Annotated in this window: 9 protein-coding genes and 2 pseudogenes; 10 read left to right on the forward strand and 1 reads right to left on the reverse strand. The window is 63.7% G+C overall.

Annotation, left to right across the window (positions count from 1 at the left end):
- Positions 1-61 precede the first annotated feature (61 nt).
- From KY501_RS28880 to KY501_RS54570, 8 genes and pseudogenes are all read left to right on the forward strand, one after another.
- Positions 62-2,299 carry a sensor histidine kinase gene (locus KY501_RS28880; protein WP_224366695.1) on the forward strand — a complete coding sequence of 746 codons (2,238 nt, stop codon included), beginning with the start codon at positions 62-64 and terminating at the stop codon, positions 2,297-2,299.
- Positions 2,300-2,385: 86 nt separating this feature from the next.
- Entirely contained in the window at positions 2,386-3,423 is a 1,038-nt protein-coding gene (locus tag KY501_RS28885; protein ID WP_224366696.1) for a chemotaxis protein CheB, read from the forward strand.
- A 78-nt stretch (positions 3,424-3,501) separates the two neighbouring features.
- Positions 3,502-4,551 carry a chemotaxis protein CheB gene (locus KY501_RS28890; RefSeq protein WP_224366697.1) on the forward strand — a complete coding sequence of 350 codons (1,050 nt, stop codon included), beginning with the start codon at positions 3,502-3,504 and terminating at the stop codon, positions 4,549-4,551.
- Positions 4,552-4,701: 150 nt separating this feature from the next.
- Entirely contained in the window at positions 4,702-5,742 is a 1,041-nt protein-coding gene (locus KY501_RS28895) for a chemotaxis protein CheB (protein ID WP_224366698.1), read from the forward strand.
- A 141-nt stretch (positions 5,743-5,883) separates the two neighbouring features.
- Positions 5,884-6,930: pseudogene (locus KY501_RS28900) on the forward strand (serine/threonine protein kinase); the annotation flags it as partial.
- A gap of 536 nt (positions 6,931-7,466) precedes the next feature.
- Positions 7,467-8,816, forward strand: a complete 1,350-nt coding sequence (locus KY501_RS28905) for an AHH domain-containing protein (RefSeq protein ID WP_444881611.1) — start codon at positions 7,467-7,469, stop codon at positions 8,814-8,816.
- 15 nt (positions 8,817-8,831) lie between these two features.
- Positions 8,832-9,395 (forward strand): imm11 family protein, encoded by a 564-nt coding sequence (locus KY501_RS28910; protein ID WP_224366700.1) that lies wholly within the window; start codon positions 8,832-8,834, stop codon positions 9,393-9,395.
- Positions 9,396-9,853: 458 nt separating this feature from the next.
- Positions 9,854-9,940, forward strand: a pseudogene (locus tag KY501_RS54570) (hypothetical protein); the annotation flags it as partial.
- Between the two features lie 65 nt (positions 9,941-10,005).
- On the opposite strand, the gene KY501_RS53690 reads toward KY501_RS54570, so the two are convergent.
- Positions 10,006-10,173: a hypothetical protein gene (locus KY501_RS53690; RefSeq protein WP_304608646.1), complete on the reverse strand. Its 168-nt coding sequence runs from the start codon at positions 10,171-10,173 to the stop codon at positions 10,006-10,008.
- Here KY501_RS53690 and KY501_RS53695 point away from each other — a divergent pair.
- Positions 10,093-10,275: a hypothetical protein gene (locus tag KY501_RS53695; RefSeq protein WP_304608645.1), complete on the forward strand. Its 183-nt coding sequence runs from the start codon at positions 10,093-10,095 to the stop codon at positions 10,273-10,275. The two genes, KY501_RS53690 and KY501_RS53695, sit on opposite strands and share 81 nt — an antisense overlap.
- Before the next feature lie 242 nt (positions 10,276-10,517).
- The gene (locus KY501_RS54000; RefSeq protein WP_224366701.1) at positions 10,518-13,352 is read left to right on the forward strand and encodes a UvrD-helicase domain-containing protein; all 2,835 of its coding nucleotides are present in this window, start codon (positions 10,518-10,520) and stop codon (positions 13,350-13,352) included.
- Positions 13,353-13,453: the final 101 nt, after the last annotated feature.

The following is a 13,453-nucleotide window of genomic DNA, read 5'->3' on the forward strand; positions in this document are numbered from 1 at the left end:
ACAACGGGAGACAGTCTAAAAATTTCCGGACGTGAACACAGGTTAGACTGTTCGCTCGAACATGGACATCCGCACCCAGAGCGCGCTCCTCGCGTCCCTCCTCGGCCTGGCGCTCGGGCTGTCGATGCTCCTGCGACCAGGCAGGTCGCGAGGGGTGACGCTGTATTCCGTCTTCGCCCTTACGGTGGCGGGGTACTACCTCGCTCTCTTCCTGGCGGCCATCTTCCCCGAGCCGGGCTGGGTGTCCAGAATCGCGGTGGGGGCCACCATCCTGCTGGCCTCGCTGGTACCTGGCACCGCCATCTCGTTCTTCCTGGAGTTCCTCGGCGTCAGTAAGGGCGCCAACATGCTCGGCCGGCGGCTGGGCCTGCTGTCGAGCGTGTTCGGCCTGGCAGTCGCGGTGACGCCGCTGGCGCAGACGGGCTGGGCGCGCCTGGCCGTCGGGGTGTGGGTGCTCGGCACCCTGCTCACCTCGGTGAGTCTACTGCTCAACCAGGTGCGCACCCGCGAGTCACCGATCGAGCGGCTGCGGCTCATGTACCTGGCCATCGGGGCCGGGGCCTCCATCCTGCTGACGGCGCTGGATCTGATTGGCCGGAGCTACGACATCCCCCTGCCTCCGCTGGGGTCCATCTTCTCCACGCTCTACCTCTTCTTCCTGGCCCAGACGCTGCTGCGCCTGCGGCTGATGGACCTGCACGAGCTGTTCGGAAAGATTGCCTCGCAGACAGTGTTGGCCGTCATCCTGGCGGCAGTGTTCACTGTGCTCACCGTGTGGGTGAAGGAGAACACTGGCCTCTTCGTCTTCAACACGGTGGTGGCTGCCTTCGTCATCATCATCCTCATGGAGCCGTTGAGGGTGAAGGTGGAAGAGCGCGTGGTGGCGATCTTCTTCCGCGAGCGCTTCGAGTTGCTGCGCGCGCTGGGTGCGCTCCGGGCGCGCATGGCCACCGTCATCGACATCTCCGAAGTCACGCGCATGCTGCTGGACGCGCTCCACGAGACGGGCCGCGTCACCCATACCTCCGTGTACATGCTGGCCGAGGATCGCCCGGGCTACCGGCTGCTGGACTCCCGAGGCCCGCCGCCCGAGAACTTCCTGGACACCGCCGCCGCGCGAGGCCTGTTGCTGGCGGCCGCCTCGGGGCAGAAGGCCGTGCTGCTGGAGAACGTGGAGCACCGGCTCGCCGCCCTGCGCCTGCAGGCCACCGAGGGCAAGCGCTTCCGGGACGAGATCAAGCGCCTGCAGGACACGCGCTCGGCGCTGGTGCAGATGAAGTCCGGCATCTCCGTGCCCCTGGTGGGCAATGATCGGGTGATCGGCTTCCTGAACCTGTGGGACGAGCGAGTGCCGGAGGCCTACGCCTCGGACGAGATCGCCCTCATCCTCTCGGTGGCCGAGCGCGTGGCCACGGTGCTGGAGAACTCCAAGCTCTACGAGAAGATCCGCGAGCGCGATCGCCTGGCCGCCCTGGGCGAGATGGCCGCCGGCCTCGCGCACGAGATCCGCAACCCGCTGGGCGCCATCAAGGGCGCCGCGCAGTGCCTGGATCCCAAGCGCCTGCCCGGCGAGGACGGCGAGTTCCTGGGCGTCATCGTCGAGGAGGTCAACCGCCTCAACGGCGTGGTGACGGCGTTCCTCGACTACGCGCGCCCGCTCAAGCAGAGCTTCGGGCCCACGGACCTCAACGAGGTGGTGACGCGCACCATGCGCCTCATCCAGAACGACGTGCCCAAGCAGATCGAGCTGGCCGTGCAGTTGGATCTCACCGTGCCCCGCGTGGACGCGGACGCCGAGCAGCTCAAGCAGGTGCTCATCAACCTGGTGCAGAACGCCGTGCAGGCCATCGGCGCCACCCCCGGCCGCATCACCGTGGGCACCGTCAAGCACGATCGCTTCGGCGAGTTCCGCGGCAACCTCCACGAATACGTCGAGGTCCACGTCTCCGACACCGGCCCCGGCATCCCGTTGGAGCAGCAAGAGCACATCTTCGTGCCCTTCTTCACCACCAAGGAGAAGGGCACGGGCCTGGGCCTGGCCATCTGCCAGCGCATCGTCAAGAACCACGGGGGCAGCATCTCCGTGCACAGCCGGCCCACCGAGGGGTGCTCCTTCGTCATCCGCCTGCCGGCCCTGCCCGCGGAGCCCCCAGCGCTGGAGCCCCCTGCCACGGAAGGCGCGGCTGCGCCAGCCCCCCCTCCCGCGCTCCCCCCGGCCACGGAGGACTCCCGGGAAGCCCTGGCAACCAAGTCGCCGGAGACCCGCCCCAAAAGGGAAAAGAAGCGCAAGGCCAGTTGAGTCCGCTTGATACACTGTTACACGGTGAGTCGTAGGCGAGCGGCCCACCCATGGGGTAGAAACCCCCTAGGAGTTCGGAGAACCGAATGAGCAAAGCGATTCAAGTCCTCCTCACGGACGATTCCCCCACGATGCTGCAGGTCCTCACGCGCCTGCTATCGGCCCAACCGGACGTGACCGTGGTGGGGACCGCTCGCGACGGTGAGGAGGCAGTGGCGCTGGCACGCTCGCTGAAGCCCGACGTCATCACCCTGGATGTGCAGATGCCCGGCATGGACGGGCTGGGGGCCACCGAGCGCATCATGGCGGAGACGCCCTGTCGCATCCTCATGGTCTCCGGGGCGCCGGACACGGACCTGTCCTTCCGCGCGCTCCAGGCCGGAGCGCTCGAGGTCATCTCCAAGCCGCAAGGTTCGCCGGAGGACGTGGCGCGCTTCGGCGTGCGCCTGCTGTCGGCCATCCGGCTGCTGGCCGAGGTGCCGCTCGTCACCCAGCGCCACGAGGGCCGCAACACCGCGCCCAATCTCCCGGAGAACGCCCGCGTGGCGGGCTTCGCGCTGGCCTCCTCCATCGGCGGCCCCACGGCGCTGGCCTCGCTGCTGTGGCTGCTGCCGCGCAGCCTGCCCTACCCGCTCTTCATCGCCCAGCACATCACCCCCGGCTTTACCGTGGGCCTGCACCGCTGGCTGTCGTCGCTGTCCCCGCTGCCGGTGGAGATCGCCCGCGCCTCCGAGCAGCCCCGGGCCGGCACCGTCTACCTGGCTCCGGACGGCCACCACCTGCGCGTGGGCATGCAGGGCGAGATCGTCATCGAGAAGGCCTCGGGCAGCACCTTCCCCTCGGGGGATCTGCTCCTGGCGTCGCTGTCGCGCGCGTACGGCTCGCATGCCGCCGGCGCGGTGCTGAGCGGCATGGGTGAGGAGGGAGCCGTGGGGCTGATGGCCATCAAGCGCGCGGGAGGGCTCACCTTCGCGCAGGATCCGCAGACGTGTCTTGTCGCCGGCATGCCGGAGGCGGCCCTGCGCAACAAGGCCACCGACCATGCCGTGTCCCCCGAGGCGCTCGCCACCATTCTCCGCTCGCTCGAGGGCATGCCCCCGCCGGGGTCCCCGCCGGGCCTCTAAACGAGCGCTGGCCGGGACGGACCGTTTGAGGCATGAGACGGTCCCCACAACCCGCTCGCTCCCCTGTTCGAGGCGCACATGAGTTCCACCATCCGAGTCCTCATCGCGGATGACTCGCCCACCATGCTGAAGATGTACTCGGCGCTGCTCTCGTCGGCGCCGGACATCCAGGTCATTGGCACCGCGAAGGATGGGGCGGAAGCCCTGGAGTTGGCTCGGACCCTGAAGCCGGACGTCATCACCCTGGATGTGCGCATGCCGCGCATGGACGGGATCGAGGCCAGCTCGCGCATCATGAGCGAGGCCCCCAGCCGCATCCTCGTCATCTCCGGTGCGGTGGATGCGGAGATGTCCTTCAAGGCGCTGCAGGCCGGAGCGCTCGAGGTCATGCCCAAGCCGCGGCCCGGCCTGGAGGGCCTGGCCAACTTCGGCGTGAAGCTGATCCACATCATCCGCACCATGGCCGAGCTGCCGCTGGCCGAGCGCCGCCCCGCGCCCACCGTTCAGCCGCCGGCGCCCACGGTGCCCACGACGCCCCAGGGCCGGGTGAATGGCTTCGGGCTGGTGGCCTCCACGGGAGGTCCGCCCGCGCTCTGCCTGCTGTTGTCGCTGCTGCCGCCCAAGCTGCCCTACCCCATCTTCATCGCCCAGCACGTGTCGGACGGCTTCACCGCGGGCCTGTGCCAGTGGCTGGGGGCGGCCTCCACCCTGCAACTCGAGGTGGCGCAGACGGGCACCCGGCCTCAAGCGGGCCATGTGTACCTGCCTCCGGACGGGCACCAACTGCAGGTGATGCTGACGGGTGAGCTCCTCGTGGAGCCGATTCCGGCCGCGAAGACGGCGCTCGGGGACACGCTGCTGGCCTCGCTGGCGCTCGCCTACGGCAACCGGGCCGGCGGCGCGGTGCTGACGGGCATGGGCTCGGATGGAGCCTCGGGGCTGCTGGCCATCCGGCGCGCCGGGGGCATCACCTTCGCGCAGACGCCGGAGAGCTGCGTGGTGCCCGGGATGCCCGAGGCCGCGCTGCGCAATGGTGCTACGGACGTAGTGCTCTCGCTGGAGGGGCTGGCCTCGGCCATGCGTGCCCTCTCGGGAGCCACCGCGGCGACTCCTACCGTAAAGAATTAAGGGGCTTTCGGGCCTCTGCGTCTCGGGGACGCAGGGTCGTTGCGGTTGGCAATACGACCCAAGGCGTAGGCTCGGCGCTGGACAGCAGGTAGAATCCATCAAGTAGGATTCCTGTCTCCAGCTGCGCACTCGCCGACCCCCGAGGTGCACATGTCCAAGCCCATCCAGGTTCTTCTCGCCGATGACTCGCCCACCATCCTGAGGATGTTCTCGGGACTCCTCGCTTCCGCTCCGGACATCCGCGTCGTCGGTACCGCAAACGACGGAAAGGAGGCTGTCGCGCTGGTCCAGTCGCTCCGCCCGGACGTCGTCACCCTGGATGTGCGCATGCCCCGGATGGACGGGATCGACGCCACCGAGCGCATCATGGCCGAGTCTCCCAGCCGCATCCTCGTCATCTCGGGAGCCATGGACGCGGAGATGTCCTTCAAGGCGCTGCAGGCCGGGGCGCTCGAGGTCATGCCCAAGCCCACGCCCGGCAAGGACGGAGGGCTGGCGAACTTCGGCTTCCAGCTCATCAGCACGATCCGGACGATGGCGGACATCCCGCTGTCTCCGCGCAAGTTGCTGGTGGCCCACCCCACGCCCCCGCCGATCCTCCGAAGTGGACGGGTGAACGGCTTCGGGCTGGTGTCCGCGACGGGAGGGCCTCCTGCTCTGGCGATGCTGCTGTCGCTGCTGCCTCCGAGCCTCCCCTACCCGGTGTTCATCGCCCAGCATGTCTCGGTGGGCTTCACCTCGGGCCTGCGCCAGTGGTTGGCCGCGGCCTCGCCGCTGACCATGGAGGTGGCACGTAGCGGTACCCGGCCCCTGCCCGGCCATGTCTACCTGCCTCCGGATGGACACCAGATGCAGGTGCTCTCGTCCGGGGAGCTGCTCGTGGAGCCGTTCCTCGGCCGCCACGCGACACCGGGAGACACGCTGCTGTCTTCGCTGGCGCGCGCCTATGGGAACCGGGCGGGCGGCGCGGTGCTCACGGGCATGGGCTCGGATGGGGCCTCGGGGCTGCTGGCCATCCGCCGCGCTGGAGGCCTGACGCTGGTGCAGCACCCGGAGAGCTGCGTGGTGCCCAACATGCCCGAGGGGGCGCTGCGGCTGGGTGCATCGGAGACCTCGCTCACGATCGAGGCGATGGCCTCGGCCATGCGAGCCCTGTCCGGGGCGATGCCGACCGTGCCCCTTCGGAGCTGATCTGCCCTTGGGGGCAAGGCTCTGTCAGCCTGTCGGCTTCGTCAGCCCCCCATCACTCCGCCTGTGCTCGCAAGGACAGTGCGGGCGGATAAGCGCAGCGGGGGGTCGCGGACTGTCGACCCCGGATCGAGGTTGGCACGGATGCAAGTCGGCAAGTACCAGCTCGTCCGCAAGCTCGCCGTGGGGGGCATGGCTGAGGTCTTCCTCGCCAAGGTGGCCGGCCCCATGGGGTTCGAGAAGGAAGTGGTCGTCAAACGGATCCTCCCGCACCTGGCGCAGGAGGACGGCTTCATGGAGATGTTCCTCACCGAGGCCCGGCTGGCGGCGCGGCTGAACCACCCCAACATCGTCCAGATCTTCGACTTCGGTCAGGCCGCGGGCAGCTACTACCTGGCCATGGAGTACATCGACGGCCTGAACCTGCGTGCGCTCATGAAGCGAGTGACCACGCTGAAGATGGCGCTGTCGCCGGTGCTGTGTTCGAAGCTGATCGCCACGGCTTGCGAGGGGCTGGCCTTCGCGCACGATCTTCGGGATCCGAACACGGGGCTGCACCTGGGGCTGATCCACCGGGATGTGAGCCTGGACAACATCCTGCTGTCGCGGCAGGGCGCGGTGAAGATCGTGGACTTTGGCATCGCGAAGGTGGCGGACCAGAGTCACCGCACGCTGACGGGGGTCGTCAAAGGCAAGCTCTCGTACATGGCTCCCGAGCAGATCCGGGCCAAGCCGCTGGATCACCGGGTGGACGTGTACGCGCTGGGGGTCGTGTTCTACGAGATGCTGACAGGGCGCAAGCCGTTCAACGCGACCACCGAGGCCAGCATGGCGCAGGCGATCCTCTCCGAGCCGCCCGTGCCCGCGGTGGAGCGGAGGCCGGATCTGCCCAAGGCGGTGTCGCGGATCCTGGATCGAGCGCTCGCGAAGGAGCGGGAGCACCGCTACCCGGACTGCCGTGCGTTCCAGTCGGACCTGGAGGACTACATCTTGTCCACGGGGAAGAAGGTGGGTGCGCACCGGATCGCCCTGTTCGTGTCGAAGATGATGGAAGTGACGCCTGAGGAGCCCTCGGCTCCGCCGGCCGATGCGCCGCGTGTCACGCCACCACCGCCGCCGCGACTCACGCCGCCGCCACCGCCGCGATTGGCACTGCAATCGCAGCAGGACGAGACGTTGCCGCCTTCTCCGCAGAAGGACGAGACGTTGCCGCCCTCTTCGCCACGGAGAGCCTCACCGGCGCCTCGGCCGGGGCAGGCCATCACGAAGGTGGAGCACAACTCGAAGCTCGGGGTCAGCACGGAGCCGGACACGAGGCCTTCCCGGCTCATGGAGAATTCGCATTCGGCGCAGACCATCCCAGAGCACCTGATCCTCGAACCGCACCAGCGGACCGGGTGGCTGTGGGCCCTGGCCTGCGTGGGGATGCTCATCGTCGGAGGTGGCTTCCTGGCGTGGCGCCTGGGCGGGGAAGAGCCGCCTCCGAAGCACGAGCCTCTCCCGAGCACGGCGCTCAAACGGGACTGATCAGTCTTTCTCGTATTATGTAGGGCTGAGCTTGCTGGTGTGGCCAACCGTAAGCAAGGCACGACATCCGAGCAGGAGCCGGAGCGAATCCGCCTGCCTACAAAGCCCGTGGGTTCCTAGCGCGAACACGCCCCGGCATATCCTCCCCTGCCGGGTGTCAGCCCCCTAACCTGTACCCCTGCTCGCACAAAGGGGTACCCATGCTCTGGCGGATTCTCTGGAAGGTCGAAGCGCTGTTCCTTGCCGTGTTGGTGGGGTGCACCACCGCCCGGCCAGGCATCCGGGTGGACTCGGAGGCTGAGGGAGAAACGCTGATCTACATTTCCCGCGCCGCTACGGCGAAGCCGGTGGTGGTGACACCGGAGCAAGTCACCGAGGCAATCCGAAGACTGGCTCGCGAGGTGCGCTTGACGGGCTCACCCCGGCAGACAGTCGAACGCCTGTTTCAACTGGACGCGCTCTATGGGGACTACCTCTACCTGCTGCGAGAGCGAAAGCTCGTCCCGCTGGAGTTGGGCATGCCCCTGGAAGGAGCGTTGACAGAGGGGGATCAGAAGCTCGTCAGCCGTTACAAGGCATGGTGTCGGAATGCCCAGGGGGTGGAGGGCGATTGCCTGGGCGCGCTCGTGGGGGGCAAGTACCTGGACATGCAAGGCCGGTACATGCTGGCCATGGCTTTGAGCAAGAGCCCTGTTCTGGAGGAGTTCCAAAAGGCGCTCGGTGACATGGTGAGCATGCGGGCCGTCCTGCAAGCAGCGATCGGCACTGTCGTCACGCTGCTCGTCCTGCTCGCGTTGCCTGAGCCCGTCACCAAGTTTGTGGCCGCGTGGGCGACAGCGGCGCTCGTGCTGTGGGTCGGTGCCTTCACACTCTACAACCTCGTGAAAGGCTGGTTCGAGTTGATGGAAGAGGTGAAGGTCGCCACCACCTTCGAGGAGATCCGCGAAGCGGGCGAGAAGTTCGGCCGGCTGTTCTCACGTGAAGCAGCGCAGGCCTTCGCCATGATCGTGATGGCACTGCTCACACACACTGCGAAAGGGTTCGCGGAACAGGTGGCGACGCTCCCCGGTTCTGCAACTGTGTCGCTCCATGCCGCTGAGCAGCAAGGGATCCTGCTGTCCGAGGTGGGCACGGTGGACTCAGTGGCCGTAATGGATGACGACTTCCGCATAGCGCTGGCCCCGGGCGCGGTGGCGATGGCGGTGAGCGGCGGGCGCAGCACCCGCACTGAGAAACACCACATCGCAACCATCGCGAACAAGAAATCCGCCTTGCGAGGCGGCCCGTGGACTCCTCTGTTCGAGGAGCTCTTCGCCAGGGCGGGAATGAGGTTGAAGGACCATCAAAACGAGGTGCCGATCTTGGGGCACAAGGGACCTCACCCTCAGCGATACCACCAGATCATCTTTGAGAGTTTGCAGAGGGCACTGGGAGGCTGTAGCACCATCGCGGAATGCCGGGCGCGGTTGCTGCCCGCGCTGGATGACCTCGCCAAGCAGATCTCCACACCCGGAACGGAGTTGAACCGACTCGTCACCCTGGGAAAATGACGCTAGAAATCCCCTATGCCCCCGCGCTTCTTCCAGCTAGCCGACGACCTTGATGTTCCCCAGCGCTGGTACCTGGCCACGCCCATCGACAGCCATGGCCGCAAAGTTCACGACTGGGATTTCATAAAGGGGACGCCCGTCCACGTCGAAGGACGGTTGAAAATCCCCATCAAGCTTGCAGGCAAGTCGCTGGACTTTTCCTGGGCGCTCCTGAGCGTCCCTGTCGTCCACGTCAAGGTTGCTTCCTTGTTAGCAGCTCGCGCCCCTGGTGATGTCCAGCTCATCCCTGCAGATATCGAGGGCCAACCGGATCAGTACCTCGTCCTCGTGGCAACGCGCCTTATCCGCTGCATCGATGAGGAAGCCTCCAAGGTACGTTTCTGGACGCCAGAGCACGGAGTCCCCGACAAGGTCGGGCAATACCTGGGTATGGACCGCCTGCGCATCGACAAGCGGAAGGCGGAGAACGCCGAGGTGTTTCGCCTCGAAGGGTGGGAGGTTGCCTTGATCGTTTCCGAGGAGATCAAGAACGCCATGGAGGGTATGGGCGTTGCGGGCGCACGCTTCGAGGAGGTCTAGCCCGGATCGATCACAAGTGTCGAAAAGAGAAAGCTAGCAGCTATGTTCGATAGGGAGCACATCTCGTCGGATAGAGGGGTGACGCTGCTGCGCCAAACGAACCAGTGCTTCGGCATTATACGGAAGTTCGCAGAGAGCTTCAATGAACACGATCTTCTGGAAACGTGAGCCAACGATCCACCTGACTGCGGCTCGTCCGATGAGATAACGCCGCGATCGACATCCCGCGCTTTCCTTGGCTCGTTTCCACTATGCATCTGACCAAGTTGACAAACCGCAACTAGTTATAGCGAGAGGAGATGTAATTGTTGCCTTCAGTAGAGATTTCCTGGCGTCGTATCCGTCCGGTAAACGCCGTGGGTAGGTAGAGGGGAGCCCTATGCCATGGGTCGTGCATGACCCGAACGACACGAGAGAAGTGGGAGCAGCGGATCATCCGGCAGTGGCAGCGTAGTGGGATGGACGCGGCGAGCTTCTCGGCGCGAGAGGGGCTCAAGCCGGAGAATCTGCAGTGGTGGCGGTGGCATCTGGGCTTTGGCCCACGAGCCAAGGGCCGCAGCGCTCGGTCGGCATTCGTCGAGGTGGTGCTGGGGGGAGAGGACGAGGTGGCTCAGGCCCGCGCCGATGGCACGCACCTGCACTCAAGCGCCTGGCCAAAGCCCAGGTACTCATCCTCGACGTCTTCGGCCTGGAGCCCCTGGGCGCCGCCGAGAGCAAGGAACTGCTCGATGTCTTGGAGGATCGCTATCAGCAGCAACTGGAACCCAGAGACTGGCACGCCGTCATCGGCGACGCGACGCTGGCTGATGCCATATCTACCTCTTGCGCTACGTGCGACATACGTGCAACACGGATGGAGGAAGGCGCTAACCATCCGTAACTATGAAGAAAAAAGAGAGGCGGTGGAAATCGAACCCGTAACAAGGCTGAAGCAAAACCCCAAGCAGGTCGCGCTGTTACCGGCTAACACATTGATCTCACACCAGATCGGTCCCCGGATTCATCCCATCTCGTCCCGTTCTTTAGAGTGAAGAGGTTGGCTCGTCCCAGACTAGCCTCCCTGCTTCCTCGATTGGCTGGTAAGCTGCTGAACGCTTAGTTCAGAACCCGAGGAGGGATTCGGTGGGAATCACCCAACAGGAACAGGCACTAGCAGAAGCGGCTCAGCACGCAGCTGCCCACGACACTAGCCCTCAAGTTCGGCTCGTCGCGGGCCCAGGCACAGGGAAATCCTTTGCCATCGAGGAGCGAGTTTACTGGCTTCTCAAGAGCGAGACACCGGCAGAAGCCATTTTTGTAGTCTCATTTACGAGAGCAGCAGCTATCGAACTGGGTGCCCGCATCAGGCGCTATTGCGAGAAAAAGGGCCTAGACAACGCCTCAAAGGTCAGCGTGACAACGCTGCATTCTCTGGCACTCCGCGTCCTGAAGCGTGCTGGCCAACTGGAGCAGTACCCCAGCGACCCGGTAGTATTAGACAGGTGGGAATGCAAGAACATTTTTGACAAAGAGTTCTCCCACACGAGCAAATACAACCCCAGCCGGTGCGCAAAGATTCGAGAGGAACACGAAGCTTTCTGGAATACACGGACCTGGGGACCACCGAACTATATACCGCCCGATCCTCCAATTTCGGAGTCAGAGAGGTCAGCGTTTAACACTTTCAACGGGCCTCGCACCCAAACATACTCGTGCGTGCTGCCAGGACAAATCATCTACCAATGCATAGAACAAGTAGCCGCAGGTACATTGGAGCCCGTCGGGTTGCTTGGGATTCAGCACCTCATAGTTGACGAATTCCAAGACCTCAACCCATGCGATCTCGAATTCGTCGACCATCTCGTTGAAGCTGGCGTCCCTACGTTCATCGCAGGCGACGACGACCAAAGCATATATTCTTTCCGCTATGCATCCCCCCAGGGTATCCAGACGTTTGATACCAAATACCCGTCAGCACGCACGCATCGCCTGGACGCGTGCTTTCGCTGTACGCCTTCAATTCTCGCCACCGCAACAACGGTACTGAGCCGCAATCTATCACCACAGAGAATTCCAAAAGCACTCCGCTCCCTATACGCAACCGCCACCCCTCCCGTGACTGGTTCAGTGCGCCTCTGGAGTTTCAGCAGTCACAAGCAAGAAGCCAACGCCATTGCCTCATCATGTCAAGCACTAGCCGATGCTGGCGTCTTGCATCGGGAAATCATCATCTTGCTGTCCAACCGTAAATTGCAAGAACAAGCGCTTACGGATGCATTTGATGCTGCTCAGATCCCATACTCGCCGCCTCGCGAGGACGGATACAGCGACAGCGACGAAGGGCGGTTTGCACTCTCGTGCTTGCGAATTGTCTGCAATAAAAACGACTTCGTGGCATACCGCACATTGCTTGGTATTTTACCCCAAGTTGGCATCGCGACATGCAACAAGATCGCAGAGAATGTCCTTCTTCACAATCTAAGGTATCCAGACTTGTTTGAAGGAACCCTTCCAGCCAATGTTTTTGGTTCCCGCGAAACACAAGCACTCTCTCAAGCCTCTGCCATTCGATCAGTTATCGGTCTATGGATACCGAGTGCCGCCTTGGAGGACCATTCAGATGAACTTGCTGATCTCTTACTGACGCACTTCGGCGAAACTGCACATGAGCGGTGGCTTGCTGCAATCGACATCTTGCCGAGTCAATCGACCCTCAAGGAAACCCTTACCTATCTCCAGGCCGAGACCGACGACCAACAGGCTTCCGTTCTTGACGATATTGCTCTGCGCCTCGGTGCCGAACCTCCATCGGCAACTACCTCCTCATCACGCGTTCGCATGATGACCGCGCACGGAGCAAAAGGACTCGGCGCGCAAGTCGTCTTCGTTCCAGGGATGGAAGAGAGCATTTGGCCTGGCGAATCTCGCGCTCGCTACCCTGGGCTTGTGCAGGAAGCAGCTCGACTCCTCTATGTGGCCATCACGCGAGCGCGTGGCGCGTGCATATTGAGTTTTGCCAAGAAACGCCTCGTCTTTGGAAGAATGAAACCACAAACCGCTTCACGATTTGCTACTCAGCTAAATGGGCGCTTTTTGCCTCGCCAAGAAGGACTAACTGCTACTGAGGCAACAGAAATTGAGGACTGCATCAGTGCTCTCCAGTTGCAACCACCGCAGGCTGCGCCTGCCGTTGCTCAAAATCCGAAGCCTCCGAACGCTGTGCCTACCTCTGCAGGGAAGACCAATCTCGCTAAGGCTTCCCCCCCCTCCTTGATCAGTATTGCATCCACTGACACGCCTAAGCAGGCCTCCTCAATGAATCTCAAACCCCAAATACCAGATCAATCGATCTTGACAGACGATCTGCGAAGCCAGATTCGCAACAGGCAGGTTCTCTGCATTATTGGGGCGGGAGTATCAATCGCCGCTACAGGCGGCAACCCTGTCGCATCATGGCTTGGCCTGCTGCACCACGGGCTCAGGTACTGTATGCAGGTAGTCCAGCCCACCCCGCCGCCACAATGGCAGCAGAATGTCTACAACGACATCGAGACGGGGCGCGAGACTGGCGATACGCTTCTTTTGCTCAGCGCAGCCGAAAAGATTAGCAGCAAGCTTGGTGCTCCTAATGGCGGCGAGTATGCAAACTGGCTTGAGTTGGCAATGGGCAGTCTAAAGGCAAATTCCCAGTCTCTTATACGTGCCATTCTTGCCCTCGGTGTTCCAGTTGCGACGACAAATTACGATGGCTTGTTCGAAGAGGTCTCAGAGCTCCCTGCAATTAGCCCACGCGACACTCGAGATATCGAGCGAGTTTTCCGAGGCCAGCAAGCCGGCGTTGTCCATCTCCATGGCTGGTGGCGACACGCCGAAACGGTTGTACTCGGAATTCGCTCTTACGACCAAGTTCTCGCGAACGCGCAGGGGCAGGCACTGTTGCGTGCACTTGCGTCAATGAAAGGAGCCGCGCAGAAATAAAGTTTCAGTTTGGCCGGAGGGTGTAATTCCACTCACCATGGAAGTTGGAGCGCTCAAGGTGAAGGGCGGCCATCTGCTCGCGGCTGACGTCGACGCCTATT

It is taken from the genome of Hyalangium versicolor (assembly GCF_020103695.1).
In the GTDB taxonomy this organism is placed as follows: domain Bacteria; phylum Myxococcota; class Myxococcia; order Myxococcales; family Myxococcaceae; genus Hyalangium; species Hyalangium versicolor.